This is a genomic window from Dietzia sp. KRD202 (assembly GCF_017168155.1).
GTDB lineage: Bacteria > Actinomycetota > Actinomycetes > Mycobacteriales > Mycobacteriaceae > Dietzia > Dietzia kunjamensis.
This window is the reverse complement of the sequence record NZ_JABFAN010000018.1, coordinates 64,473-90,702: the sequence shown is the minus strand read 5'-3', so window position 1 is coordinate 90,702 and position 26,230 is coordinate 64,473. Positions and strand designations below refer to the sequence as shown.

The following is a 26,230-nucleotide window of genomic DNA, read 5'->3' as shown; positions in this document are numbered from 1 at the left end:
GGGGGCGGCTCACCGGAAGTCCCGACTGCGACCGATGGCCATACCCAGGTGCAGGCGTTCGATCTTGTCCGCCACCACGCTGACCGCGCCGGAGCGGTTCTCCACGGTGCCGCGGACGATGAGCGCCGGGGACGCGGAGACGATCGGCCGGTATCGCGCCCACAGTCCCACCGAGCACACGACGTTGGTCATGCCCGTCTCGTCCTCGAGGCTGAGGAAGGTCACGCCCTCCGCGGTGGCGGGACGCTGACGGTGGGTGACGGCTCCGGCGACCTCGACGCGGCTGCCGTCGGGGACGTGGGCGAGCCCGGCGGTGGTGCATACGCCGCGGGAGTCGAGCCACGGCCGGGCGTGGACGGTCGGGTATTCCTCGGGGCTGATCCCGGTGGCCGACAGGTCGGCGGAGGTGAGTTCGAGGACGCTCATGCCGGGCAGGGCCGGGGCGTCGACCTGGCTGAGCCCGGGCAGCATGCCGGGCTTCTCGCGGGCCGCGGTGGCCGCCGACCACAGGGCGGACCGACGGCCCCCGGTGCCGAGCGAGTCGAGCGCCCCGGCGGTGGCGAGCGCCTCCATCTGCCGGACGGACAGGCCGGTGCGGCCGGCGAGGTCGGCGGCGGAGGTGTACGGGCCGTGGGTGTCGCGTTCGTCGGCGATCGCGGTGGCCAGGTCCTCACCGATCGCCCGGACCGACTCCAGTCCGAGGCGCACCTCGGCACCATCGTTCTCGCAGGTGGCCCCACCGAGTGAGCGGTTGACGCACGGTCGGTGCACGGTGACACCGTGCCGGCGGGCGTCGGCGACGAGCGACTGCGGCGAGTAGAAGCCCATGGGCTGGCTGCGCAACAGCGCCGCGCAGAAGATCGCCGGGTGGTGGCACTTGAACCATGCGGAGTAGTAGACGATGGCGGCGAAAGACTGGGAGTGGCTCTCGGGGAAGCCGTAGTTGGCGAAGGCGCACATCTTCTCCCAGATCCGCTCCCCCACCTCCGGCCCGGTGACCGGGGTCCCGGGCGGGCTGGCGCCTATCCCGTGCAGGTCGCGCATCCCGTCGAAGAACCGTTCCTTCAGTCGGGCCATCCGTTCGGGTGACCGCTTGGACCCCATCGCGCGGCGCAACTGGTCGGCTTCCGCTCCGGTGAAGCCCGCGATGACGGTGGCGATCTGCATGAGCTGCTCCTGGAACAGCGGGATCCCCAGCGTGCGTCCCAGCACCTCCTCCAGCGCGGGGTGGTCGAACACCACCTTCTCCCGGCCGTTGCGGCGACGGATGTAGGGGTGCACGGACCCGCCCTGGATGGGGCCGGGGCGGATGAGCGCCACCTCGACCACCAGGTCGTAGAACGTCCGCGGTCGGAGCCGGGGCAGGGTGGCCATCTGTGCGCGGGACTCCACCTGGAACACACCCACCGAGTCGCCCCGGCACAGCATCTCGTAGACCTTCGGGTCCGCGAGGTCCAACCGGGCCAGGTCCACGTCGAGATCCTTGTGTTCCGCCGCGAGGTCGATGGCGTGATGCAGTGCGGTGAGCATGCCCAGGCCCAGCATGTCGAACTTGACCAGCCCGACCGCCGCGCAGTCGTCCTTGTCCCACTGCAGGACCGTCCGTCCCGGCATGCGTGCCCACTCGACGGGTACCACGTCCGCCACCGGGCGGTCGCAGATCACCATGCCTCCCGAGTGGATCCCCAGGTGGCGGGGCAGTCCGACGAGCCGCCGTGCCAGCGCGAGCACATCGGGCGGGACGGTGTGCTCGGTGGCCTCCCTCTCGTGGTTCTTCAACCCCGACCACCGGTCGACGCTCTTCGACCACGCGTCCTGTTGCCCCGGGGAGTAGCCCAGGGCCCGGGCCACGTCCCGCACGGCCGATCGTCCGCGGTAGGTGATGACGTTGGCGACCTGGGCGGCGTGGTTCCGGCCGTACCGGGAGTAGACGTACTGGATGGCCTCCTCCCGACGGCCCGACTCGATGTCCACGTCGATGTCCGGCGGACCGTCTCGCTCCGGCGCCAGGAACCGCTCGAACAACAGCTGGGCGCCCACCGGGTCGACGTTGGTGATCCCCAGCGAGTAGCAGACCGCCGAGTTGGCGGCCGAGCCGCGGCCCTGGCAGAGGATGCCCTCGCGGTGGCAGAACTCGACGATGTCGTGGACGACGAGGAAGTACCCGGGAAAGCCCAGTTCGGCGATCACCTGTAGTTCGCGGTCGATCTGCGCATACGCCTCCGGGGCCTCTTCGCGTGTCCCGTAGCGACGGGCGGCGCCGGCGTAGGCGAGCTCGGCGAGCATCGTGTCCTCGGTGTAGCCCTCGGGGACGTCGAACGGAGGTAGCTGCGGGGCGATGAGCCGGAGGTCGAACGCGCACTCCCGGCCCAGCCTGTCCGCCCCGGCCACGGCATCGGGCCAGCGGTCGAACAGTTCCGTCATCTCCTCGCCCGAGCGCAGGTGCGCCCCGCCCGCGGCGGGCAGGTGCGCTGCGTGGGTCTCCAGTGCGTCGCGCGCACCGAGCGCCGCCATGACCGAGGCCAGTCGCGCGTCCTCCGGCCCGGCGCAGTGGGCAGCGGTGGTCGCGACGACGGGCAGGCCCGCCTGCGCGGCGAGACCCGCCAACGCGTCGCATCGTTCCGTGTCCTCGGGAACCCCGTGACAGGTCAGCTCCACGACCACCCTGTCCTGACCGAACAGCTCGACGAGCTGGTCCAGGGCCGCACCGGCAGCGGGGATGTCGAAGTCGGACGCCCCCGTCCCGCCGCGCTCCAGGGACCGACGGACCCGGCCTCGACGACAGCCGGTGAGCACATACCAGTGACCGCCGGCCGCCTCCGCGAGCTCGGTCATCTCGTACCGCGGTTCGCCCTTTGCCCCACCCCGCAGGTGGGCGTGGGCGATCGAGCGCGACAACCGCCGGTAGCCCTCCTCACCCCTGGCCAGGACCAGCAGGTGCTCGCCGCCCGGTAGCGAGAGTTCCGCCCCGAACACCGTGGCCAGTCCCAGCTCGGAGGCGGCCTCGGCGAAGCGCACGACCCCGTACAACCCGTCGTGGTCGGTGATCGCGAGCGCCGTGAGCCCCAGTTCCGCCGCCGCCTCGGCCATGGCCTCGGGAGAGGAGGCCCCGTCGAGGAAGCTGAACGCGGTGTGGGCGTGCAGCTCCGCGTACGGCACTCGCCCCCGGGCGCGGGCCCGCGGAGGGGCCGTGTACCCGCCACGCTTGCGTGACCAGGCGGGGGCGTCGCTGCCGTCGCCGGGGTGCGGGTTCTCGGCCCCTCGCGGGCCCGGTCGTCCGGAGAGCACCCGTTCGAGTTCCGACCACGTCCTGGGTCCGTGGTACCAGTTCACCGGTGCTCACCCGCCCGGTGTCGGTGGGTCGATTCAGAGCAGGGTGAGGGACTCCACGACCCACGCCGAGGCCTCGCCGGCGGGCTTGCGGCAACTCTGCTGGCGTGGCGGGAGCGGTCGCTTCCCTGCCTCGACCCGCCAGGCGCGTCCGTCGGTGTGCCGGACGACGACCACGAGCGGGTCATCCGGGTCGACGTCGACGATGAGATCGTCGATCCCCGCCTCCACGCCGGACTCCCGGACGGCGACCTCTGCCACCTGCCCGGCCGGCGCCCACGTGCTGCGACCCCGCAGGTGCTCGGTGACGACCCGACCGTCCAGTTCGGCCTCGACGATGCGGGCCGCGAGATCCGCCTCCGCGGGTCCGTAGGTGTAGCCGGTGCCGGGGAGCAGCAGGACCGGGGCGAAGCGGTGCCCGCCGGTGTGGGAGCACTCCCACACCGCGGCGTCCGGATCGAGCGCGGACAGGCGGGCTCCGACCAGCTCATCCAGTTCGGCCACGACCGGACGCCCCCGGACCGCACAGCACTGGTCACGCTTGGCGTGGGTGCACACCAGCGGCACCGGGGCCGAGATCTCGCGGGTACCCGCCACGTGCCCACCGGGCGAGAGGTCCAGGTCGAGCATGTCCGCGGGACGGTCGACACGGCCGACCCGGATACTCCGCCGGCCGGGCCTGGTGTCGCACAGGTAGAAACGGTGACGGTCGATGCGTTGGCCCTCGCGGCCCGGGCGCCGGATGAAGAGCATCCGGGATCCGCAGGCCGAGACATGTTCCTTGAGTCGCTCGGACAGCTCCTCGCCCAGGGCTTCGCCGTCGAAGATATCGCGTCCCCAGCGCGCGGGAACCTCCAACAGGACCCACGATTCCTCGTGGGCCGCGGTACCGGCGGGCGGCTCATCGGCCGACTGGAGGGAACACCAGGCAGTGAGTGGGGTGGGATCGATGACTGACACGCCCCCATGGTGCCCCACCGCGCGACGTGGTGTAACTGTAGCCACCTCGTGGGACAAAAGTGATGAGAGGGACTTAAGCTGGGGCCATGCGTACCCGACATCGCCGCCTCGCAGCGGCCGCCGCCCTGACCGCCGCCGCGTCCCTGGCCATGGCGGGCTGCGGGGCCGACACCTCGACCGACGCCCCCGCCACCAGCCAGACGACCACTGCGGGATCCTCCCCGGCCGCCCTGGCGCAGGCTCTGGCGCCGGAGGAGACCGAGGCCGCCGACCCCACCGCCGGCCCGACGGACTCCGCCCCCAAGCGCGAGGAGGCGGACGCTGCCGCCGGACGCGCAGAACTGGTGGTATCCGAGATCCGCATGGGCAATTTCCAGGGCAAGGACCGTGTGGTCTTCGAACTCGACGGCCGCGGGACCCCGAGCTATTCCGTGGACTATGTGGACAGCCCGGCCCAGCAGGGCAGCGGCTTTCCGGTGGAAGTGCCGGGCGACTCCTTCCTGCAGGTGACGATCGGCGGCCAGGTCCTGCCCACCCAGACCGGCATGGAGGAGGTCCCCGTGGGCACCGTGGCCGGCGACGACGCGACCGGGGTGGCGGGCGTGGCGTTCACGGGACAGTTCGAGGGGCAGGCGCAGTCCGTGATCGGCCTCGAGGGCTCGGACCGGGCATTCTCCGCCTTCCTGCTGCAGAACCCGACCCGCCTGGTGGTCGACATCGAGCGCTGAGCCGCGCCGGGGGCGCCTCATCCGCGAACGGCTCATTCGTAGACTCCTTCCACGATCCAGTTCCCCTGTTCGTCCCCGAGCACGCCGCAGAGCAGCAATGCCGCCGCACGCTCGGGGACGACCTGCATGCGGGCCCGAGGGCGGCGAGGCTCGCCGTCGGGCGTCGGCTCCCACCAGGCCTCGTCGATCGGCCACGGCCGTGACCAGCCGAGCAGCGCGCAACGGCGACCGCCCACCTCGACCGCGGCAGGCCTGCCGCTGAGCAGACCCCGCGGGGTCACCCCCACGACATCTCCGGCTGCACTGCGCAGCACGACTCCCCTGACGAGGGCCACCCGCGCCGCGACGGCGGCTCCCGGGTCGCCGCTCTCGCGGATCTCCAACCGGTAGCCCGGCCCCGGCCACACCACCGACGGCGAGGGGGCGGGCAGCGCCCCCGGCCACGGCCCCTGAGCGGCGGGCTCGGCCGGGGCGTCACCGTACGGCAGTGACCGCACCCGCTCGGCCGGCCCGCGGCCACCCACTTCCACGGGCACACGGACCGCCTCGGGCCCGAGCAGACCCTGGACCCGCACCAGTGCGCGGTGGACGCGGGCCTCCGCGAGCCCGGCCTCGCCCCAGAGCCCCTCCTGTACGCGGCCGGCGGGGACCACCTCCACCGGTTCCAGGACGAGGGCGGTGACCGCGCCCCCGGCCCCACCGGCGATCGCGGTCCCGGTGAGCCAACCCTCGAGTTGCCAGCGGAGCCGATCGGCGGTGCCCTCCGGGGTGAGGGGCGATGAGCACCGCCACACCCGGTTGACCTCCGTACCGCCCTCCACCCGGGCGGTGATGGACAGACGCAGGCACGAGACGCCGGACGCGGCGAGCACGGCGTGCAACTCCCCCGCCAGCCGCCGGCCGAGGAACGCGGCCTCGTCGACACGCTCCAGTGGCGGGTCGCACCGGTGCTCGACCGCCGACCCCGTGGGCACCGCGGACACCGAGGGCGGACGCCACGGGACGGCGCGGGCGATACGGTGCGCCACCGCACCCCCCTCCCCGAAGCGGGTGGCCACATCACGCGGCGGTAGCGCGGCGAAGTCGCCGAGCGTCCGCACGCCGAGGCGGTGCAGCAACCCGACCAACTCGGACAGCACCTCGGGGTCCCCCAACGCGGGTTCCACCACGAGTGCGTCCACAGGCAATCCGGCCAGGTAGTCAGCGTCCCCACCTGGTTCCAGCAGTGCCGAACCGCGGGCCGCGAGCACGGCCGTGGGCAATTCGTCCGCGAGGCCCACCTGACACTCCGCGCCGGCGGCCGCCACCGCGTCGACGACGCGGGTGACGACCTGTTCGACCCCACCGTGGAAGCGCAGGGCACCCGCTGCGGAGAACACGAACAGTCCGGGGCGCAGCACCTCGATACCCGGGACGACGGCATCGAGCGCCTGCACCACGGGCTCGAACCACGCGGCGTCCCGGGCCGGGTCGGCCGCGACCACCACGAGTTCGGGACAGCGGAACTGCGCCTCACGCCGGCGCAGACCACGACGCACCCCCACCGCGCGGGCGACGGCGTTGCACGCGAGCACCCCCCGGGGCCCGACGACCGCCAACGGAAGATGCAGCCCGTGCCCCTCGGCCCGTGCCGCCGCGACCGTCGGCCAGTCCGGGCACCACACCGCCATGACCCGGGCGCTCATCCCGCCGCCACCCATTCCGCGGTCCGGGCGGGTGCCGCCCGGCCGGAACAGCGCACCACCGTGGAGACCGAGGCCAGCCGACCCGCGCCCGCACCCAGTCCGCCGTAGCGGCAGTGCCGCCCCGCCAGTGTCAGCTCCGCCCCGGGCCACCCGGCGCCCACGAGCAACACCGCGCCAGCGGCTCGGACCCGCCCCGCCAGCACCCGCGCACGGGACGGGGCGACCGGGGCCACACCAGGCCCCAGCAAGACCAGGTCCAGCCCGTCGAGCAGGACGGACACCACCGCTGCGGGATCCGGGCCGGGATCCGGGACCAGCGCCAGACAGTCCAGTCGACCTCCCTGCTCGGCCACCGCGGCCACGCCGAGCTCCGGCCATCCGACCACCGCACACCTGGCACCGGCGGCCGTGGCCGCGGCGAGCAACCCCACCCGTAGGGTGGCGCTGCCGGACACCGCCGTGACGCGGCCCGCGGGCAGCACCCCACCCGGCAACAGGGGCGCCACCGACCCCGGAACCGCGACTCCGGGAACCACGATCTCCGCCGCTTCCGCGGGGGCAACGGGGGCAGCCGGGGCAGCCGGAGCAGAGGGCGCAGAGACGACCGAAGCCGGCCCTGCCGGGGCCTGGGCGCGAACCGCGGCGGGTGCACCGCCGCCGGGCATCGCGGCCAGGCGGCGACGCAGCTCCGTGACACGCTCCTCCCGGCCGAGGCCGGACAGGTCGACAGGTGACGTCGCCACTACCATCATCCCCACCTCCCACCGGGCCCGACACGCCGGACAGACCATTGATCGAATGGCTTTTCGAGTACGCGATCAGTGAACACCACGGGTACGACATCGCGCAAGAACACCTGTTCGACAGGCCGGAACGCGCTTCACCGTCGGACCCACCGGCTACGCTGTGTCCACCACAGAGAGGACAGCCATGGCCGGACTACGCTTCCGACTCCGACAGATCAGCCGGCGCTTCTGGTTTCTCCCCGCCGTGATGACCCTCGTCGCGTTGGGCCTCGCCCACCTGGGGGCGTGGTTGTCCACCAACCCGGGCACGAGTGACGAGGCGGCCTCCTGGATCTACGGCGGCGGCGTGGAGGGCTCCCGGAGCATCCTCGCCGCCGTGGCGAGCAGCTCGATCGGCGTCGGCGGCACCGTCTTCTCCATCACCATCGCCGCCCTCTCCTACGCCGCCGGCACCATGGGGCCGCGCCTGCTCCAGAACTTCACCGAGGACCGCGGCAACCAGATCACACTGGGCGTCTTCATCTCCACCTTCGCCTTCAGCCTCTACAGCCTCCGCACGGTCACCGGTGGCGACGAGGGGACCCCGTTCGTCCCCCAGTACAACGTCACCCTCGCCCTCATCCTGGCGCTCGGGTGCATCAGCGCACTCGTGTACTTCATCGGCCACGTCACCGGGTCGATCAACACCACCCGCGTCGTGAACCTCCTCACCACGGATCTACGTTCCTCCCTGCTCACCGCCACCGAACTGACGGATCCGGACCGCGATGTGCTGCCCCCACCAGAGGAGGAGTTCTGGGCGGACGCGGAGACTCTCCTCGTGGAGAAGGGCGGCTACCTGCAGCTCGTCGACCACGGGCGGCTCGTCGAACTCGCCGTCGAGACCGGGACGACGATCCGGCTCCTCGTGCGACCCGGGGACTATCTCTATCCGAACTCCCCCGTGGCCGAGGCCGTCCCCACCCTGCCCGAGGGCATCATGCCCGCCCTCACGGTCGGTGAATCCCGTACCCGCGACCAGGATGTCGAGCACGCCGTCCGTCTACTCGCCGAGGTGGGCACGCGTGCCCTGAGCCCCGGGACCAACGACCCGTTCACCGCCGTCGACGTCGTGGACCGCTTCGGGGACGCCCTGTGCACCCTCGAGGACAGGGAATGGCCGACCGGGGTGCACGCCAGGGACGGGGAGGTCCGCCTCGTCGTGGCGACCTCCGACTTCGCCGGCCTCGTCGCCACGATGTTCGACCAGATGCGGCAGTACGGTGCGGGTGCGCCAGCGGTCAGCATCAGGATTCTCGACGTCCTCGCCGTCGCGACGCAGGTCCTCGATGACCCCGACCGTCGTGCGGTCCTCACCCACCACGCCACGAAGCTCCGTGACGACGCCCTCGAAGCCACCCGCAACGCCGACGACCGGATCACCATCGAGCGTCGTCACCGCGCCGTACTGGACGCCGCCGGATAGCGGGGCCGAGCCGGACGGCAGGGCCCACCGACGTTCCTCCGATACCCTCCGGGCGGCGACCCCACGCCTCTACCCTTGCGGGCATGAAGGCCTCCGTCGGGAATCGCATCGTGCTCATCGGCGCCGGGGACGTGGGTATCGCCTACGCCTACGCGCTCGTCAACCAGGGGCTGGCCGACCATCTGACCATCATCGACATCGACCACGACAAACTCCTCGGAGAGGTCATGGACCTCAACCACGGGGTCGTGTGGGCGCCCTCCCCCACCCTCGTCACCGAGGGCACCTATGCCGACTGCACCGACGCCACCATGGTGGTCATCTGCGCCGGCGCAGCCCAGAAACCCGGCGAGACCCGCATCGACCTCGTGGGCAAGAACATGACGCTGTTCGAGAACATCGTCGGTGACGTCATGGCGACCGGGTTCGACGGCATCCTGCTGGTGGCCACCAATCCCGTCGACATCCTCACCCAGGCGTCGTGGCGCTACTCCGGGCTCCCCGCCGCGCAGGTCATCGGCTCCGGCACGATCCTCGACTCGGCGCGCTTCCGGTTCATGCTGGGCCAGTACTACGACGTGGCACCGATGAGCGTGCACGCCTCGATCATCGGGGAACACGGCGACACCGAGCTGCCGGTCTTCTCCTCCGCCAACGTCTCCGGGGTGCCGCTGCGCCGCGACCTGGCGGGCGACCCGGCCAAGCGGGAACGTCTGACGCAGATCTTCGACGAGACCCGGGACGCCGCCTACCGGATCATCGACTCGAAGGGGTCCACCAGCTACGGCATCGGGATGGGGCTGGCCCGCATCACCCGGGCGGTGCTGCGCAACGAGCAGGTCTCGCTACCGGTCTCCACCCTGCTGCGGGGCGAGTACGACCAGGACGGGATCTTCATCGGGGTGCCCGCGGTGATCGGGCGGACCGGCGTCCAGCGGGTGGTGGAGCTGGAGCTCGACACCACCGAACGCGAACAGTTCGCCCGCAGCGCGAGTGCACTGCGGGCGGTGTCCGAACAGTTCGAGATCCTGCGCTGACTCAGAGCGCGCCGGGGGGATCACTGGCCGGGAAGGACTCGTCACCCCACTCGTCGGCGACCGCGTCGTCGTGGTCATACCGGGCCTTGTCCGCGGGCTCCTCGGAATGCTCGCCGACACGGTCAGGGTTCTGCGGACTCGTCATGATTCATCCTCCTGCCGCCGTACGGGGCGTACGACGAGAATCAGGTTACCGGAGACCATCACCTCACCGCCGGGACGACCGGACACCCAGAACCGCTACAGGAACAGAGGCGCACAATGCACACCACCCACTACACCGACACCCTGATCCTGCCCGCCCCGGACACCAGGGCCGTGGCGGCGACCGCCCCGCCCTCCGGGAAGGGGTCGGTGGCCGAGCTGCAGTACGAACGACTCTCGGGCGAGGACTACAGGTGGACGAGCGATGACCTGATCTTCGACGTGTACTGCCAGCGCAAGGATATAGCCGAGGTCGACCGCGCAGCCGAACGCGAACGGTTCTTCTCCACGGGCCAACCGTGCCTGCGCACCTCCCCGCTGGCCAAGACCTACGGCTGGGCGCTGCACTTCGACTCCGACGGGCGCATCGCGCTGCTGCCCATGGACTCGACGCGCGTGGCCGAGCTCGAGGCGGACCCGACGGTGACGGTCAGGGCCGCCATGAAGAGTTCCCGCTAGTAGCCCGGCTCGACATCCGGCAGGAGACGCAACCACTCGAGCACAGGACCGGAGATCACCTGGCCGAACTGCTCGTACCCGCCGGGCCCGGGGTGGGCGCCGTCGCCGGCGGCGACCTCGCGCATCCACTGACCACCCGCCAGCAACACGTCGAAGGTCGGCACGAACGGCACCCCGGCCTCGTCGCACACCTGCGCCATGGTCTCGGCCCGGGCCGCGATCCGCTCGTTGACCTCGTCCCACACCACCGGCGGCGGCCCCACCACGAGGAACCGCCCCTCGGGCGCCCGGTCGATCATTCCGCGCAGCGCCGCGACGGTACCCGCCTCGTCGACGCGCAACGCACCCTCGTGCTCCATGACGTCGTTGACGCCGAACTCCGCGATCACCGCGGTCGTGGGGAACGCGGCCCGCCGACGATCGACCTCGTCCCAGCGGGCCAGGATCATCTCGGAGGTGTCCCCGCCGATCCCGGCGACCGCGGCGTGGATGTGCACACCGGCCGCGGGGCCGGCCTCGATCAGGTGCGCGGTCCACCCGCGGCCCGTGTCATCGCCGTATCCGGCCACGAACGAGTCACCGATGATGCACACGGGCAGGTCGCGCGGTTCGCTCATCCCGGTCACGCTATCGGTCCGGGTGGGTGCGCGGAGCCGACCCGGGCGAGAAACCACTCCGGCCGGCCGGCCGCGGGGATCAGTCCAGGTGCCGGGACTGCGCCCAGCGGGTCAGCGCGTGCCGGTTGGACTGCTGGGTCTTGCGGAGGACGTTGGAGGCGTGGGTCTCCACCGTCTTGACCGAGATGAACAACTCCTCGGCGATCTCCTTGTAGGTGTAGCCGCGGGCCAGCAGCCGCAGCACCTCCTTCTCACGCGGGGTGAGCGAGTCGACCTCGGGGTCGTGGACGGGCTCGCCACGATCGGCGGGGCCCGGGGAGGCGCGGGCGAACGCGTCCAGCACGAACCCGGCCAGTCGCGGGGAGAAGACGGCGTCCCCGTCGGCGACGCGGCGCACGGCGTCTGCCAGGTCCTCGCCGGTGATGGTCTTGGTGACGTAGCCGCGCGCGCCGGCCCGGATCACGGCGATCACGTCCTCGGCGGCGTCGGAGACGCTCAGCGCGAGGAAGGTCGGTTCCGGGGCGCGGGCGGGATCGGCCACGCCGCCCGGGTCGGCCCCCAGCACCGACCGCAGCACGGCCACGCCACCGCCGTCGGGCATGTGCACGTCGAGCAGCACCACGTCGGGACGCACCCGGTCGATGCCGGTCACGGCCTCGGCGACGGAACCCGCCTCGCCGACGACCTCGATGGTCGACTGCCCGGCGAGTTCGGCACGGACCCCGCTGCGGAACACCGCGTGGTCGTCCACGAGGAAGACCCGGCACATCGACTCCCCCGACCCGTCCTGCGGCCCGTCCGTCATTCGCCCTCCAGCGGCATCTCGATCCCGATCTCCGTCCCGCGCCCGAGCGTACTGCGCACGCGCACGGTCCCACCGCGGCTCTCCACGCGGTGTCGGATGGACTGCGCGAGCCCGTGGCGGTCGCCGCCCACGGCATCGGGATCGAAGCCGCGTCCGCGGTCGCGGACGAACGCGCTGAGCGTGCGTCCGTCGTTCTCCACGAACACGTCGGCGGTGTCGACGCCGGCGTGCTTGGCGACGTTGACCAGGGCCTCGCGGACGGCGCCCAGGACCGCCTCCCCGGCGTCGCCGACCGGGCCGTCGCCACCCACCACGACCTGGTCCACCCGCAGTCCGTAGACGTCCTCGACGTCGCCGACCATCACCTCGACCGCCCCCGCGAAGGTCGCCGCGCCCGAGGACATCCGGGAGCCGGCGCCGAACAGCCACTGTCGGAGCTCCCGTTCCTGCCGGCGGGCGAGCCGCGCCACCTGGCCCGGGTCATCGGACCTCTTCTGGATAAGTGCCAGGGTCTGCAGGACGGAATCGTGCAGGTGGGAGGCGATGTCGCTGCGTTCGGACTCGCGGATCCGCGCCGCGCGCTCCTCCTCGAGGGACCGCCACAGTCGCAGTCCGACCGGCACGCTGAGCAGTCCCACGCCGACGAGGGTGGCCACGACCGCGAGGAGGGACGACCGCAGCGCGGCGAACTCGACCTGACCGAGGACCACGACGGCGAGCCCGACAACGACGAGGGTGGCCCCTGCGGTGACCCTGGCCCAGTCGAAGACCGACCGCGGCGCGACTCGTCCCCCACCGTCGTACTGCTGCCAGACCAGCCCGGCCCCCAGGGCCACGACGAGGACGGGGACGATGACGCTCAGTCCCGTGGCGGTGGTCACCATGAACGAGAGCACCGCGCCCGCCACCGCCACGACGGCCAGTGCCATGCCGCGTCTGCGCTCGCGCTCGTCGCCCCGGCCCGCGCCCGCCGACGCGGGCCCCGTCGGGGTGAGCGCCCACAGCGCCGAGTACAGGGCCACGCCGGCGCCCGAGAGCGTGGCCAGCAGAACCATGACCAGGCGCACGTGGACGACCCGCACCCCGAGGTGGTCGGCCAGACCCACGCACACGCCCGCGACCACGGATCCGTCGCTGCCGCGGGTCAACCGCGGGTACCAGCGGAAATCGGTCGTCGCCACGGCGGCGGACCGCGCCTGTGGTCCGGCGACCGGGGACGCCGACCGGACCGCGGTGGCCGGCGCGGGATCGGTCGCGTTCTCACTCATGGACGCCATCGTCACAGATCATCGCCCCGAGGGGAATCGGGAAGTACCCGGATATCCACGGCCACGCTCGCCGGCGAGACACCCCCCTCCCGCAATCCGGCGACCAGGTCCCGGGAGATGGCGTCCTTGACCGACCGCGCACCGTGACTGCCCACGACGAAGCGGACGGTGGCGAGGATCCCGTCCTCCTGCAGCGAGACGAACACCTGCGGCCCGAACTCCCGGACATCGACCGCGTACATGCGGCTCATCTGCTGCATGCTCGCCATCGCCTCGTCGCTCAGCTCCCTCGTGTGCCGGTCGGCGCAGGCGTGGAACACGGTGTCGACACGTCGGAGATCCACGTCGAACGGCAGCTTGAGCGACAGTTCCTCCCAGAGGAAGGGGAACCCGCGGGTGTAGTTGTAGACCGCCTCGTCGAAGATGACGCCGTTCGACACCGTCACCACCCGGCCGGTGAACTGACGGCTCGGTACCCAGTTGCCGGTCTCCGCGCCGGCCATCGACGACGGGGATCCCATCTCCATGACGGTCGTGCGCAGGAAACCGAGCGACATCACATCGCCCCGGACCCCACCCACGGCGATCCGGTCGCCGACCGCGAACACCCTCCCCCGGAGGATGACGAAGTATCCCGCGAGACTCGCGATCACCTTCTGCAACGCGAACGCCAGGCCCGCGGTGACGAGTCCGACCCCCACCGTCAGGTCGGTTCCCGGGGTCACCCAGATGGAGAAGAGCGCCAGCACGGCCACGACGGCGGTGAACAGCTGCAGACTCTGCTTCGTCCAGAACCTCGACGCGGACCCGGCGGGCCCGGTGATCGCCTGCATCACCGCCCGCGAGATCGACGTGAACAGCGACAGCAGCACGAACAGCAGGATGCTGAGGAGCACCTTGAGAACGGTCCGCCCGCTGACCCCGACCAGCGTCACCCCGAAGAGCCGCAGCTGTTCGTCGGAGCCCAGGAAACCCATGACGGTGTCGACCATCCCGCCATCCTCCCTCCCCTACGGCCTCGGGGTCGGAAATCAGGGTCGGACCCCGATGTGCCGCGGACTCCCGCCGAGCACGATGGGGTCATGTCCAGAACGAGCACCCCCGACCTCCCGTCAGAGCTCCGCTCCCTGTGGCGGACCCGTCCCGTCCGGACGCCGGACGATTCCAGGATCGCCGGCGTCTGCGGCGGCTTCGGTCGGCGCTACGGCGTCGACCCGGTCCTCTTCCGCGTCGCGTTCGTCGTCGCCGCACTGTGGGGTGGGGCGGGCGTGTTCCTGTACGCCCTGATGTGGCTGCTCCTGCGCTCCGCCGGCGACGAGGTCTCCTCCGGGGAGGCGCTCCTGGGGAAGGGCCGGGCGTCGGGCTCCAAGGTCACCGCGGTGGTCCTCGTCGTCGTCGTCCTCCTGTCCGCCCCCACCTTCGGCGGTTCCGGGGAGACGCTCCTCCTCGGCGCCGGGTTCCTCATGGTCGCGGCGATGCTCGCCGGCTGGTACGGCCTGCACCGGCGCACCCCCGAACCGCCCGCCGGGTGGGCGGAGGTCTCCGCGGTGCGGCCCTCCGCCGCTCGCGGACCCGACGCGTCGCGCGGCCGGGCCCCGGCCACCGGCGCCGGACCGTGGCGCGCGACCGGAGCTCCCCAGGAGCCCGGCTCCGGCCCCGGAGCCGGGCTCCTGGGGAGCTCCCCCTGTGCCGCCCTCGTGGGATCCGCTCGGCGCCGCCCCGTTCGCGTGGGACCTGCCCGAACCCGGCCTCGCCCCCGCCCCGGTCGAACCGACCCGGCCCCGGTCGCGGCTGACCAAGGTCACGCTCGGCCTGGCACTCATCGCGACCGCGGTCGCCACCGGGTTGTCGACGCTGGGCGGATTCACCTGGCTCGACACCACGCGCATCGCCGCGATCGCCCTGGCGGTGGTGGCCGGCGGGCTGCTCGTCGGCGCCGTCACCCGCCGCGGGTACGGGCTGCTCGTGGTGGCCGGACCACTCGTCGGGTTCGTGCTGCTCGCCCTGTCGGTCCAGGTCCCCGCGGGTGGCTGGGAGACCATCGGCGACGAGCGGGTGGAGATCACCTCCCCCGCCCAACTGGACACGCCGGTCACCCACGACGTCGGCACCGTCACCGTCGACATGCGCGAGCTCGACCTGGACCGCGACCGCAGCTACAGCATCACCAACCAGGTCGGTGAGGTGCGGGTGCTGCTGCCCGACGGGCTCGCCGTGCAGGCCGACTGCCGGACCGACATCGGCTCCGTCGACTGCCCCGACCCGCCCGCCGACACCGACGGGCCGGTCCTGACCCTGGACATCACCACCGAGATGGGAAGCGTGAAGGTCACCCGATGAGTACGAACACGCCCGCAGACGACCGCCACCACTCCACCGCGGGAGCCCCGCCCGACCAGTCGCCGCGGTTCGACCCGCAGCTGTACGACCCGCTGCCCTACGGCACCGGATACCCGACACCCGAACCGCTCGGATTCGGGGTCTCCCCCGAGCCCGCGACCACCCCGGCCGGCGCCGTCGAGGTGGTGGAGCACCGGCGGTTCGGATCGCCGGTGCTCGCCCTGGCCGGCGTGACCTCGCTGGGAGTGGCGGTGTGGGCGATCCTGGGAGCGCCCGCGATCGCCCCGACGGCGTTGCTGGCCGCGGGACTCGTCCTGGCGGTGCTCGTGGGACTGATGATGGTCATCCGCCGCTGACGCCCGGCCCGCTCACTCCCACTCGATAGTGCCCGGCGGCTTGCTCGTCACGTCCAGCACGACGCGGTTGACGTCCGGGACCTCGTTGGTGATGCGGTTGGAGATCAGCGCCAGGGTCTCGTACGGCACGCGCGTCCAGTCGGCGGTCATGGCGTCCTCGGAACTCACCGGCCGCAGCACGATCGGATGACCGTACGTCCGGCCGTCGCCCTGCACGCCCACCGACCGAACATCGGCCAACAGGACCACCGGGCACTGCCACACCGCGGAGTCCAGACCCGCCGCGGTCATCTCCTCGCGCACGATCGCGTCCGCCGCGCGCAGGGTCTCCAGGCGGTCACGGTCCACGGCGCCGACGATGCGGATCGCCAGGCCCGGACCGGGGAACGGGTGGCGGCCGACGATCGCCTCGGGCAGACCGAGCTCGCGACCGACCGCGCGGACCTCGTCCTTGAACAACAACCGCAGTGGCTCGACGAGCGTGAACTCCACATCGTCCGGCAGGCCGCCGACATTGTGGTGGCTCTTGATGTTGGCCGTACCCGCACCGCCACCGGACTCGACGACGTCCGGGTAGAGGGTGCCCTGGACGAGGAAGTCGACGGAGGAGGCGGCGGCCTCACCGGAACCCTGGAGTTCGAGCGCCTGCGTCACCGCCCGCTCGAAGGACCGGATGAACTCGCGGCCGATGATCTTGCGCTTGGTCTCCGGGTCAGTGACATCGGCGAGGTGCCCCAGGAAGACATCGGAGTCGTCCAGCGTGATGAGGCGGGCCCCGGTGGCGGCCACGAAGTCGTTCTCGACCTGCTCGCGCTCACCCGCACGCAGCAGTCCGTGGTCGACGAACACGCACGTGAGGCGGTCCCCGATCGCACGCTGGACCAGGGCGGCCGCGACGGCCGAGTCGACGCCGCCCGACAGGCCGCAGATCGCGTGGCCGTCGCCGATCTGCTCGCGGACGGCCTCCACCAGCTGGTCGGCGATGTTCGACGCGGTCCACGTCGGCTCGAGCCCCGCCACCTCGGTGAGGAAGCGGCTCAGCACCTGCTGGCCGTGCGGCGAATGCAGGACCTCCGGGTGGTACTGCACTCCGGCCATGCGCCGCTCGGTGCACTCGAACGCGGCGACCGGGGCACCGGACGACGACGCGGTGACGGTGAACCCCTCGGGCGCGGCCGTGACCGCGTCCCCGTGGCTCATCCACACCGGGTGGCGCTCCGGCAGGCCGGCGTGCAGGAGGCCGCCGGACACGCTCACGTCGGTGCGGCCGTACTCGCGGCTACCCGTGTGCGCGACCTCGCCGCCGAGGGCACCGGCCATCGCCTGGAAGCCGTAACAGATGCCGAACACCGGCAGACCCAGCTCGAACACCGCCGGGTCGAGCGAGGGCGCGTCCTCGGCGTACACGCTCGCGGGTCCGCCGGACAGCACCAGGGCGACGGGATCCTTGGCGCGGATCTCCTCGATCGTCGCGGTGTGCGGGATCACCTCGGAGTAGATGCGCGCCTCGCGCACGCGGCGCGCGATGAGCTGCGCGTACTGGGCGCCGAAGTCCACCACGAGTACTGGGCGGGGCGCCACCGCCTCGGCGGCGATCTGGGAGTCGGTCTGTGCGTTCTCGGCCACGGGGTCGAGTCTAGGCCCCGCGGCCCATCCGCCGAACTCGGCCACATCCCCCGTGCCGGGGTTCACAATGAACCCCACCACGACCCCGGCCGGCCCGGGACCGAGAGAGCTGGAGCGCATCGATGGAGCGAATGACCGGTTTCGACGCGAGCCTGCTGTACATGGAAACCGCCCAGCAACCCCTCGTGGTGGGCGGAGTCCTCTTCGTCGACGTCTCCGGCCTCGAGGTCGGGTACTCCTTCGAATGGCTCCGGACCGAGCTCGGCCGCCGGATCAAGGAACTGCCCGAACTCCGCCGCAAGATCTACGACTCCCCGCTCAACCTCGGCCACCCCGCCTGGGTCGAGGAATACGACCTCGACATCACCGCACACGTCCGCCGCGTCGACGTGGACCACCCCGGTGACGACCGCGCGGTGTTCGAGATGTGCGGCACCCTCGGCAGCCGCCCGCTGGACAGGTCACGCCCCCTGTGGGAGATGTGGGTCCTCGAGCGGCTCGCCGAACCGGACACCATCGTCGTGTACTTCCGGGCCCACCACGCCATCCTCGACGGGGCCAACGGCGCGAACATCCTGCGCAAGTTCGCCTCCGCCGGAGAGCAGCCCTCCGCCCGCGACCTCGACATGGTCCGCGTCGAGGCGGGCAACGCCAACCCCATCCGGCTCCTCGCCGGCGGGTGGTGGGATTTCTCCGTACGTCGCCCGCTGACCCTGGCCCGGCTGGTACCCGAGGTCGTCGCGCTCCCCTTCGCACTGCGCAGGGCCACGGCCGCCAAGAAGAAGTCGGACGATCCGGCCCCGGGGGAAACGGGCACGGCCGACGCCACGGACGACGGCGTCGTCGTCCCCAGGGCGGCACCGTTCACCGCGCCCCGCACCCGCTTCAACGCCACCATCACCCCCCACCGGGCGGTCTGGGGTGCCCCACTCGACCTCGGCGAGATCAGCGAGATCAAGGACGCCTTCGGCGTGACCGTCAACGACGTGTTCCTCGCGGTGATGGGCGGCGCGCTGCGGCGGTACCTGCGCTCCCACGACGACCTGCCCGACACGTCGCTCGTCGCCGTGGTCCCCGTCTCCACCCGCGACGCCGAGGACGCCCGGGGCAACAACCGCGTGACGGTCCTGTTCGCGTCCCTGGGGACCGACATCGCCGACCCGCTCGAGCGCCTGCGCGCCATCGCCGCCCGCACCAGCCGGGGCAAGAAGCAGTCGAAGAACGGCATGCGGCCGGACCTCATCCAGGACGTCGCCACGCTCGCCCCCGCCCGGACCCTGCAGATGCTGATGCGGATCTACGGCGACTTCCACCTGGCGGACCTGCATCCCGTCGTGCACAACCTCGTCGTGTCGAACATCCCCGGGCCCCGTCAGGGACTGGACTTCCTCGGATGCCGGGTGACCCACGTCTACCCGCTCGGGCCCCTCATGCACGGTTCCGGACTCTCGGTCACCGCCATGTCCATGGGCGGTCGACTCGACGTGGGGATCAACGCCTGCGAGCACCTCGCCCCCGACCCCGACCTGCTCGCCACCGGGATCCGGGAGGCGATGGCCCGAATGCTGGAACTCACCCGGGAGGCGGCGCGGTCGGCGGCCGCCGGGGAGCGCTGACACGTGGAACGGATGACCGGGCTCGACGCGAGCTTCCTCTACCTCGAGACCCCCGAGCAGGTGATGGTGATCAACGGCCTCGTCCACCTCGACGTGACCACCATCGAGGAGGGCTACTCGTTCGAACGCCTCCGATCCGGGCTTGCCCGCCGGGTCAAGGCCGTCCCCCCGTTCCGCCGCAAGGTCCACGACTCACCGTGGAACCCCGGCCACCCGGCGTGGGTCGAGGACTTCGACTTCGACATCACCCACCACCTACGCCGGATCGAACTCGGGCCGGCCGGCACCGAGGACGAGCTGCTGGAGACGTGCGGTCGGCTCGCCTCCACCCCGCTGGACCGCGCCCACCCGCTGTGGCAGGTCTGGATCCTCGAGCGGGGTGACCCGCACGCGCCGACCGTCAGCGCGTTCTGCCGGGTCCACCACTCGGTGATCGACGGGATGCTGGGCGCCGAGTTGCTCTCCGCCCTCGCCGCGACGGACGCCACCACGCCCGACCAGGATCCCGCGCTCGCGCGCACGCACGTCGGACGGGCCAACACCCTGCAACTGATCGCCGGTGGCGCCCGCGACGTGCTGGGCCGGCCCCTGGCCCTCCTCCGTCTGCTCCCCGAGACGCTGTCGGTCCCCGCGGCCATGAGACGCGCCCGCGGCCGGGCCGGCCACGGGGAATCCATGCCGGCCCCGTTCACGGCGCCGCGGACCCTCTTCAACCACTCGCTCACCCCGCACCGCGCCGTGGCCACCGCGTCACTCGACCTGGCGTCCGTCAAGCTCGTCACCGCCCGCCTCGGCGGCACCGTCAACGACGTCCTCCTCACCGTGGTCGGCGGCGCTGTCAGGTCCTATCTCGAGGCCCACGGAGACGCCCCCGCCTCGTCCATGGCGGCGATCGTCCCCATGTCCACCCGAGACGATCTGGCCACCGGTGGCGCCAACCAGGTGTCGGCCATGTTCGCCTCCCTGGCCACGGATGTGGCCGACCCGGTCGAACGGTACGAGCGGATCTCCGCCGCAGCGGAGACCACGAAGCGCCAGGCCGCGAGCATCCGACCGGCGCTCTTGGACAATTGGGCCCGCATGGGCCCCCGTCGGCTACTCGACATGGGCATGCGGGCGTACGAGGCGCTGAGACTCGCCGACGTCCACCCGGTGATCTACAACCTCATCGTCTCGAACGTGCCCGGCCCCCGTCACGCCCTCTACTTCCTCGGCGCGCGGATCACCCACATGCACCCCTTCGGCCCGCTGCTCCACGGTGCGGGGCTGTCCGTGACCAGCCTGTCGACCGACGGGCGGCTCGACCTGGGGGTGATCTCGTGCGAACACCTGGTGCCGGACCCGGACGCGGTGGCCCGTGGGATCGCGGCGGCGCTCGACGAGTTGCTCGAGCTCACCGCCCCCTGACCGGGCTCACCGCCTCCTGACCACGGGTAGACCGTCAGCTGACCTGGACGATCGGCAGCCGCAGGGCTCCCGGCGCGGCCTCCGGGACCATCGGCGACACGGGCGGGACCGGCGACAGGCGCCGGTAGTCCTCGCCCTGGGCCGGGCGCTGGTCGGCCTCACCCTTGTTGGGCCACAGCGACATGGCCCGCTCGGCCTGGGCGGTGATGCTGAGCGCCGGGTTGACACCGAGGTTCGCGGAGATCGCCGATCCGTCCACGATGTGCATCGTCGGGTAGTTCCACACGCGGTGGTACGGGTCCACGACCCCGGTCTCCGGCGAATCCGAGATCACGCAGCCGCCCAGGAAGTGGGCGGTGAGCGGGATGTTCGCGATCTCGCCCCACGTGCCCCCGGGCAGGCCGCCGATCTCCTCGGCGATCTTGCGGGTGGCCTCGTTTCCGGCGGGGATCCAGGTGGGGTTGGGCTCCCCGTGACCCTGCTTGCTGGTGACGTACCTGAACGGACCGAAGCGCTTGACGTAGGTCTGCAGCGAGTTGTCCAGGTTCTGCATCACGAGGGCGATCACCGAGCGCTGGCTCCAGCGGCGCAGGTAGAACAGCTGCATGAACATGGCCGGCTCGCGCCGGACCTCGTTCAGCAGGGTGCGCCACCGCGGGAGCGGCCCGTCACCGTCCGTGAGCAGGGTCTGCAGGATGGCGATGGCGTTGGAGCCCTTGCCGTACCGGACCGGTTCGATGTGGGTGTCCGACCGGGGATGGAACGACGACGTGATGGCCACCCCCTCGGAGAAGTCCTGCTCCGGCTTGTAGTTCGGACGCATGGCCCCGAGGATCGCCTCAGAGTTGGTCCGGGTGAGCCGACCGATCGCATCCGAGAGCCTGGGCAGGGACCCGGAGTCCTTGGCGTAGTGGAGCAGGTGCTGGGTTCCCCAGGTGCCGGCCGCCACGACGACCTGACCGGCGGTCACCGTGGTGGTGCGCTTACCGCGACGCGTCCAGGCGCCCGTCCGCTCGAGGGTGATCTCCCACGTGCCGTCGCCGCGCTCACGCAGGTCGCTGACCGTGGTCCGGTCCAGGATGCGGGCGCCCGCGCGCTCGGCCAGGGCGAGGTAGTTCTTCATCAGCGTGTTCTTGGCGTTGTGCCGGCAGCCGGTCATGCACTCGCCGCACTCGATGCACGCGTTGCGGTCCGGTCCCACCCCGCCGAAGTACGGATCGGGGACGAGTTCACCGGGCTTGCCCTGACCGCCGGTCTTCTCACCGAAGAACACGCCGACCGGGGTGTAGACGAAGGTGTCCTCCGCGCCCATGTCGCGGGCCACCTTCTTCATGACCTCGTCCGAGTGGGTGTGGGTGGGATTGGTGACCACGCCCAGCATGCGGCGGCCCTGGTCGTAGAACGGGGAGAGTTCGGACTCCCAGTCCGTGATGTGACCCCACTGCCGGTCCTTGAAGAACTGGCTCGTGGGCTTGTACAGCGTATTGGCGTAGTTGAGCGATCCCCCGCCCACGCCCGCGCCGGCGAGGATCATCACGTCGCGCATCATGTGGACGCGCTGGATCCCGAACAGCTTGAGTTTGGGCGCCCACACGTACCGGTGGAGTCGCCAGGACGTCTTGGGCAGGTCCGCGTCCTCGAAGCGGCGACCCGCCTCGATGACCGTGACGCGGTACCCCTTCTCCGACAACCGCAGGGCCGTCACGCTGCCACCGAAACCGGATCCGATGACGACGACATCCGTGTCCGTCGGCGTGGTGGGGGCGTCGGTCGGGGTCGACGGTGTGTGCGGCGTCATGGTGCAACTCCCAGGAGTGGTCGATGGTGGGCATCACAGTACCCGAGCACCCTCGAACCTACCCGACAGTAGGTCACGATTTGTCCAGAGAGCGGGGCCGTCCGACCCACGGTCCGGCGATCAGGGCCGGACGGACAGGTCCACCTTCTGGAAACCCTTGACGTCGGAGTAACCGCACTTCGCCATCGCGCGACGCAGTCCGCCCATGAGGTTGCGGGTGCCGTCGGGGACACTGGTGGGCCCCTCGAGGACCTCTTCCAGTGGCGCCAGGGCCGTCTCGTCCTCCACCTCGGACACATGCCCACGCGGCACCTTGGGGTGGGCGGAGACCGCGTCCCAGTAGACACCGCGGCCCGGGGACTCCAGCGAGCCGGCGAGCAGCGGCCCGAGGACCACCGCGTCGGCGCCGCACGCCACGGCGCGGGCGATGTCACCGGAGGTGTAGATGTCGCCGTCGGCCAACACGTGCACGTAGCGGCCTCCGGTCTCGTCGAGGTAGTCCCGCCGGGCCGCGGCCGCGTCGGCGATCGCGGTGGCCATGTGGACCTCCATACCCAGCACCTGGCCGGTGGTGGTGATGCCGTCGACCCCGCCGTATCCCACGATCACACCGGCGGCGCCCGTGCGCATGAGGTGAAGGGCGGTCTTGTAGTCGACCACGCCGCCGGCGATCACCGGGACATCGAGGCCACCGATGAACTCCTTGAGGTCGAGCGGGGCGTCCTCACCGCTGACGTGCTCCGCCGAGATGATCGTGCCCTGCACCACCAGCAGGTCGATCCCCGCCGCGACGAGCCCCGGGGTGAGCTCGCGCGCGTGCTGCGGTGAGACCCGCACCGCCACGGTCGCGCCCTCGTCGCGGATCCGGTGAACCGCGGCGGCGAGGAGCTCGCGGTCGATCGGGGCACGGTGCAGCTCCTGCAGTCGCGCCACGGCCCGGTGGCCGGTCACGTCCTCCAGCGCGAGCTCCCTCAGCTCGGCGATCACGGCATCGGGATCGGCGTGACGGGCCCAGAGTCCCTCTCCGTTGAGCACGGCCAGACCACCGAGCCTGGAGAACTCCACCGCCGAGGCCGGGGAGACCACCGCGTCGGTCGGGTGTGTCATCACCGGGATGCCCATCTGGTAGGCGTCGATCTGCCAGGAGGTGGACACCTCCTTGGAGCTACGGGTCCGGCGGGAGGGGACGATGTCGACCTCGCCCAGCCCGAACATCCGACGGGCCTCGCGACCCAGGCCGATCTCCACGACATTGCGCACGCGACTTCAGTCCTTGACGTTGTAGTTGGGGGCCTCGACCGTCATCTGGATCGCGTGCGGATGGCTCTCCCTGAGCCCCGCGGCCGTGATCTGGACGAACTGGGCACGGTGCATCTCCGGGATGGTGGCGGCTCCGGTGTAACCCATGCCTGCGCGCAGCCCGCCGGCGAGCTGGTGGAGTACCTGACCGACGTCTCCCCGATACGGGACCCGCCCCTCGATGCCCTCGGGCACCAGCTTCTCCTCGGACAGCACGTCGTCCTGGAAGTACCGGTCCTTGGAGAACGACTTCTCCTGCCCGGGCTTGCCGCGCCCGCGCATCGCGCCCAGCGAACCCATGCCGCGGTAGACCTTGTACTGCTTGCCGTCCACGAAGATCAGCTCCCCCGGCGATTCGGTGCACCCCGCGAGCAGGGACCCGAACATGCAGGCCGAGGCGCCGGCGGCGATCGACTTGGCCACGTCACCGGAGTACTGCATACCGCCGTCGGCGATGACGGGGATGCCCGCCGCATGCGCTGCGACCGAGGCCTCGAGGATCGCGGTGATCTGGGGAGCACCCACGCCCGCGACCACCCGGGTGGTGCAGATGGAGCCGGGGCCGATGCCCACCTTGATGGCGTCCGCACCCGCGTCGATCATCGCCTGGGCGGCACCGCGGGTGGCGAGGTTGCCCCCGATCACCTGCACGCGGTCGCCGAGTTCCCGCTTGACCCGGGCGACCATGTCGAGGGCGTTGCGGTTGTGGGCGTGGGCGGTGTCGACCACCAGGGCGTCCACCCCGGCGTCGGTGAGGGCCCCGGCACGCTGCCAGGCGTCCTCCCCGGTGCCGATGGCGGCGGCCACGCGCAGCCGGCCGTCCGAGTCCTTGGTGGCGTCGGGGTGCTTCTCCGTCTTGACGAAGTCCTTCACCGTGATGAGTCCGGTCAGGCGCCCGTCACCGTCGACGATCGGCAGCTTCTCGATCTTGTGTCGGCGCAGCAGGCCGAGCGCCGCCTCCGCGGTGACACCCTCCCGCGCGACCACCAGGGGCGCCCGGGTCATGACCTCGTCGACCCGTCGGGACTTGTCCATCTCGAACCGCATGTCGCGGTTGGTGATGATGCCGACAAGCTCACCGCGCTCGTCGGTCACCGGCAGCCCGGAGATCCGGTAGCGGGCGCACTTCTCATCGACCTCCGCCAACGTGTCGCTGGGCGCGCAGGTCACCGGGTCGGTCACCATCCCGGCCTCGGACCGCTTCACCGTCTCGACCTGGGCGGCCTGGTCCCCCACGGAGAGGTTGCGGTGAAGGACGCCGATCCCGCCCTGCCGTGCCATGGCGATGGCCATGCGGGCCTCGGTCACGGTGTCCATCGCCGACGAGATCAGCGGCACCCGCAGGGTGATGTCCCGTGTCAGGCGGGTGCTGGTGTCGACCTCACTCGGGACCACCTCGGACGCGGCCGGGAGGAGGAGCACGTCGTCGAACGTCAGGCCCACCATCGCGACCTTGGTCGGGTCGTCGCCGCCGGTGCGCACGGGGCCATTCGACTCGCTCATCTGCCGTCCTCCTGGGGGGTCGTCTAGGTGCTGACTTTCGAGGATAGTGGTTCCGGGGGCCACGGCTCGAACCGTCGACCACGTGAGACCGTGGTCACGGGTACGGTGGAGGTCGTGGACGATCCCCTACGGCACGGAATGCCGCCCGACCCGTTCGCCGGAGATCCGGATGATCCGGCCGCGGAGCTGGCCGAGCTCGACCCCGTCGATGACGACATGCCCACGGGCCCGCTCGACGCGGACGAGCGGCGGGCGATCGAGGAGGACCTCGCGGATCTCTCGGAGTTCCGTCGGTTGCTGGCCCCGATCGGGGTGAAGGGGGTCGCGGTCCAGTGTGACGACTGCGCCGAGGAGCACTACCACGAGTGGGACATGCTCCGCGCCAACCTCATGCAGCTCCTCGAGGACGGCTCCCTCCTCCCCCACGAGCCTGCCTTCGACCCGATCCCGGACGACTACGTCACCTGGGAGTACTGCCGCGGATACGCGGACGCCGCCCGGGCCCTGCGCCCCCGTCGACTCAACTGGCGCCGCTGAGCATAGGCGGTCGCCGCGCGCGGGTGCCGCCCGTTCGACCCGGGCCCGGCCCGGCCCGGCCCGGACGACTCGATCCCCGTCCCTCCGAGAGGGGCGGGGATCGAGTCGTTTCCCGGGGTCAGTTCGTCGGCCGGACCGACTGCGAGGTCTGTTGTGAGTCGGTCGGCGCCGGCTGCGTGGGAGTCGGGACCTGGGTCACGGTGGTGCGGCTCGGCGTCGGCGCCGGCACCACCCGGTCGTCATCCGCCTCGTCACCCTGTCGTCCGGTCGTCGGTGACAGGAAATCCTGGATCCGCTGGGTGTCGATCGGGATCTGCAGCGTGGTCGAGATCCGCAGCCCGTCGAGCGGGAGCGGGATGACCGGCATCCCCGGAGGCGGCGGGGGGACCAGGCTGGACGGCACCGGCACGGGGAGGCCGGGAACGAGAGTCGCCACACCCGGAG

At 71.5% G+C, this 26,230-nt stretch carries 22 protein-coding genes and 2 pseudogenes; 10 read left to right on the top strand and 14 right to left on the bottom strand.

The window, feature by feature from the left end:
• Positions 1-9 precede the first annotated feature (9 nt).
• Positions 10-3,333 carry an error-prone DNA polymerase gene (locus J1M64_RS14275; protein ID WP_206474529.1) on the bottom strand — a complete coding sequence of 1,108 codons (3,324 nt, stop codon included), beginning with the start codon at positions 3,331-3,333 and terminating at the stop codon, positions 10-12.
• 33 nt (positions 3,334-3,366) lie between these two features.
• Positions 3,367-4,290, bottom strand: coding sequence for a sucrase ferredoxin (locus J1M64_RS14270; RefSeq protein WP_067712561.1), 924 nt, complete (start codon positions 4,288-4,290; stop codon positions 3,367-3,369).
• Positions 4,291-4,376: 86 nt separating this feature from the next.
• On the opposite strand from J1M64_RS14270, the gene J1M64_RS14265 reads away from it, so the two are divergent.
• A complete protein-coding gene (locus J1M64_RS14265; RefSeq protein WP_067712563.1) occupies positions 4,377-5,018 on the top strand; it encodes a hypothetical protein in 642 nt (213 codons plus the stop codon).
• Positions 5,019-5,050: 32 nt separating this feature from the next.
• Here the strand turns inward: J1M64_RS14265 and J1M64_RS14260 are convergent, their stop codons facing one another.
• Together J1M64_RS14260 and J1M64_RS14255 are read right to left on the bottom strand one after the other, a co-directional pair.
• On the bottom strand, positions 5,051-6,703 hold the full coding sequence (locus tag J1M64_RS14260) for a DNA polymerase Y family protein (RefSeq protein WP_206474528.1): 1,653 nt from the start codon (positions 6,701-6,703) through the stop codon (positions 5,051-5,053).
• Positions 6,700-7,452: a hypothetical protein gene (locus tag J1M64_RS14255; protein ID WP_241261596.1), complete on the bottom strand. Its 753-nt coding sequence runs from the start codon at positions 7,450-7,452 to the stop codon at positions 6,700-6,702. The genes J1M64_RS14260 and J1M64_RS14255 overlap by 4 nt, the downstream gene beginning before the upstream one ends.
• Positions 7,453-7,633: 181 nt before the next feature.
• On the opposite strand from J1M64_RS14255, the gene J1M64_RS14250 reads away from it, so the two are divergent.
• Both J1M64_RS14250 and J1M64_RS14245 read left to right on the top strand, forming a co-directional pair.
• Positions 7,634-8,914 carry a DUF2254 domain-containing protein gene (locus J1M64_RS14250; protein ID WP_096905914.1) on the top strand — a complete coding sequence of 427 codons (1,281 nt, stop codon included), beginning with the start codon at positions 7,634-7,636 and terminating at the stop codon, positions 8,912-8,914.
• Positions 8,915-8,997: 83 nt separating this feature from the next.
• The gene (locus J1M64_RS14245) at positions 8,998-9,951 is read left to right on the top strand and encodes an L-lactate dehydrogenase (RefSeq protein ID WP_096905915.1); all 954 of its coding nucleotides are present in this window, start codon (positions 8,998-9,000) and stop codon (positions 9,949-9,951) included.
• A 1-nt stretch (position 9,952) separates the two neighbouring features.
• Here J1M64_RS14245 and J1M64_RS14240 read toward each other — a convergent pair whose 3' ends face one another.
• Positions 9,953-10,096, bottom strand: coding sequence for a hypothetical protein (locus tag J1M64_RS14240; RefSeq protein WP_167457923.1), 144 nt, complete (start codon positions 10,094-10,096; stop codon positions 9,953-9,955).
• 116 nt (positions 10,097-10,212) lie between these two features.
• On the opposite strand from J1M64_RS14240, the gene J1M64_RS14235 reads away from it, so the two are divergent.
• Positions 10,213-10,614 carry a DUF6157 family protein gene (locus tag J1M64_RS14235; protein WP_096905916.1) on the top strand — a complete coding sequence of 134 codons (402 nt, stop codon included), beginning with the start codon at positions 10,213-10,215 and terminating at the stop codon, positions 10,612-10,614.
• Here J1M64_RS14235 and J1M64_RS14230 read toward each other — a convergent pair.
• From J1M64_RS14230 to J1M64_RS14215, 4 genes are all read right to left on the bottom strand, one after another.
• Entirely contained in the window at positions 10,611-11,231 is a 621-nt protein-coding gene (locus tag J1M64_RS14230) for a GDSL-type esterase/lipase family protein (protein WP_096907330.1), read from the bottom strand. The genes J1M64_RS14235 and J1M64_RS14230 overlap by 4 nt on opposite strands.
• A 79-nt stretch (positions 11,232-11,310) precedes the next feature.
• The gene (locus J1M64_RS14225) at positions 11,311-12,036 is read right to left on the bottom strand and encodes a response regulator transcription factor (RefSeq protein WP_096905917.1); all 726 of its coding nucleotides are present in this window, start codon (positions 12,034-12,036) and stop codon (positions 11,311-11,313) included.
• The gene (locus J1M64_RS14220) at positions 12,033-13,304 is read right to left on the bottom strand and encodes an ATP-binding protein (RefSeq protein WP_119192284.1); all 1,272 of its coding nucleotides are present in this window, start codon (positions 13,302-13,304) and stop codon (positions 12,033-12,035) included. The genes J1M64_RS14225 and J1M64_RS14220 overlap by 4 nt, the downstream gene beginning before the upstream one ends.
• 11 nt (positions 13,305-13,315) lie before the next feature.
• On the bottom strand, positions 13,316-14,296 hold the full coding sequence (locus J1M64_RS14215; RefSeq protein ID WP_119192262.1) for a mechanosensitive ion channel domain-containing protein: 981 nt from the start codon (positions 14,294-14,296) through the stop codon (positions 13,316-13,318).
• A gap of 90 nt (positions 14,297-14,386) precedes the next feature.
• On the opposite strand from J1M64_RS14215, the pseudogene J1M64_RS20440 reads away from it, so the two are divergent.
• The 3 genes and pseudogenes from J1M64_RS20440 to J1M64_RS14205 all read left to right on the top strand — a co-directional run.
• Positions 14,387-14,548, top strand: a pseudogene (locus tag J1M64_RS20440) (PspC domain-containing protein); the annotation flags it as partial.
• Between the two features lie 442 nt (positions 14,549-14,990).
• Positions 14,991-15,644 carry a hypothetical protein gene (locus tag J1M64_RS20435; protein WP_307872460.1) on the top strand — a complete coding sequence of 218 codons (654 nt, stop codon included), beginning with the start codon at positions 14,991-14,993 and terminating at the stop codon, positions 15,642-15,644.
• The gene (locus J1M64_RS14205; RefSeq protein WP_206474526.1) at positions 15,641-16,000 is read left to right on the top strand and encodes a hypothetical protein; all 360 of its coding nucleotides are present in this window, start codon (positions 15,641-15,643) and stop codon (positions 15,998-16,000) included. The genes J1M64_RS20435 and J1M64_RS14205 overlap by 4 nt, the downstream gene beginning before the upstream one ends.
• Before the next feature lie 12 nt (positions 16,001-16,012).
• Here J1M64_RS14205 and guaA read toward each other — a convergent pair whose 3' ends face one another.
• Positions 16,013-17,746, bottom strand: coding sequence for a glutamine-hydrolyzing GMP synthase (guaA, locus tag J1M64_RS14200; RefSeq protein ID WP_241261567.1), 1,734 nt, complete (start codon positions 17,744-17,746; stop codon positions 16,013-16,015).
• A 2-nt stretch (positions 17,747-17,748) separates the two neighbouring features.
• Here guaA and J1M64_RS14195 point away from each other — a divergent pair, with 2 nt between their 5' ends.
• Both J1M64_RS14195 and J1M64_RS14190 read left to right on the top strand, forming a co-directional pair.
• On the top strand, positions 17,749-19,242 hold the full coding sequence (locus J1M64_RS14195; RefSeq protein ID WP_206474525.1) for a wax ester/triacylglycerol synthase family O-acyltransferase: 1,494 nt from the start codon (positions 17,749-17,751) through the stop codon (positions 19,240-19,242).
• A 12-nt stretch (positions 19,243-19,254) separates the two neighbouring features.
• A complete protein-coding gene (locus tag J1M64_RS14190) occupies positions 19,255-20,649 on the top strand; it encodes a wax ester/triacylglycerol synthase family O-acyltransferase (protein ID WP_241261594.1) in 1,395 nt (464 codons plus the stop codon).
• 34 nt (positions 20,650-20,683) lie between these two features.
• Here J1M64_RS14190 and J1M64_RS14185 read toward each other — a convergent pair whose 3' ends face one another.
• The 3 genes from J1M64_RS14185 to guaB all read right to left on the bottom strand — a co-directional run bounded on the left by J1M64_RS14185 (position 20,684) and on the right by guaB (position 25,249).
• Positions 20,684-22,447, bottom strand: coding sequence for an FAD-dependent oxidoreductase (locus J1M64_RS14185; RefSeq protein WP_206474523.1), 1,764 nt, complete (start codon positions 22,445-22,447; stop codon positions 20,684-20,686).
• A gap of 120 nt (positions 22,448-22,567) precedes the next feature.
• Positions 22,568-23,707 (bottom strand): GuaB3 family IMP dehydrogenase-related protein, encoded by a 1,140-nt coding sequence (locus J1M64_RS14180; protein ID WP_119192257.1) that lies wholly within the window; start codon positions 23,705-23,707, stop codon positions 22,568-22,570.
• A 6-nt stretch (positions 23,708-23,713) separates the two neighbouring features.
• Positions 23,714-25,249 carry an IMP dehydrogenase gene (gene guaB / locus J1M64_RS14175; protein ID WP_069390000.1) on the bottom strand — a complete coding sequence of 512 codons (1,536 nt, stop codon included), beginning with the start codon at positions 25,247-25,249 and terminating at the stop codon, positions 23,714-23,716.
• A gap of 114 nt (positions 25,250-25,363) precedes the next feature.
• On the opposite strand from guaB, the gene J1M64_RS14170 reads away from it, so the two are divergent.
• Complete coding sequence (locus J1M64_RS14170) at positions 25,364-25,786, top strand: DUF5319 domain-containing protein (RefSeq protein WP_372502191.1); 423 nt, start codon at positions 25,364-25,366, stop codon at positions 25,784-25,786.
• Between the two features lie 118 nt (positions 25,787-25,904).
• On the opposite strand, the pseudogene J1M64_RS14165 reads toward J1M64_RS14170, so the two are convergent.
• Positions 25,905-26,230: pseudogene (locus J1M64_RS14165) on the bottom strand (hypothetical protein); the annotation flags it as partial.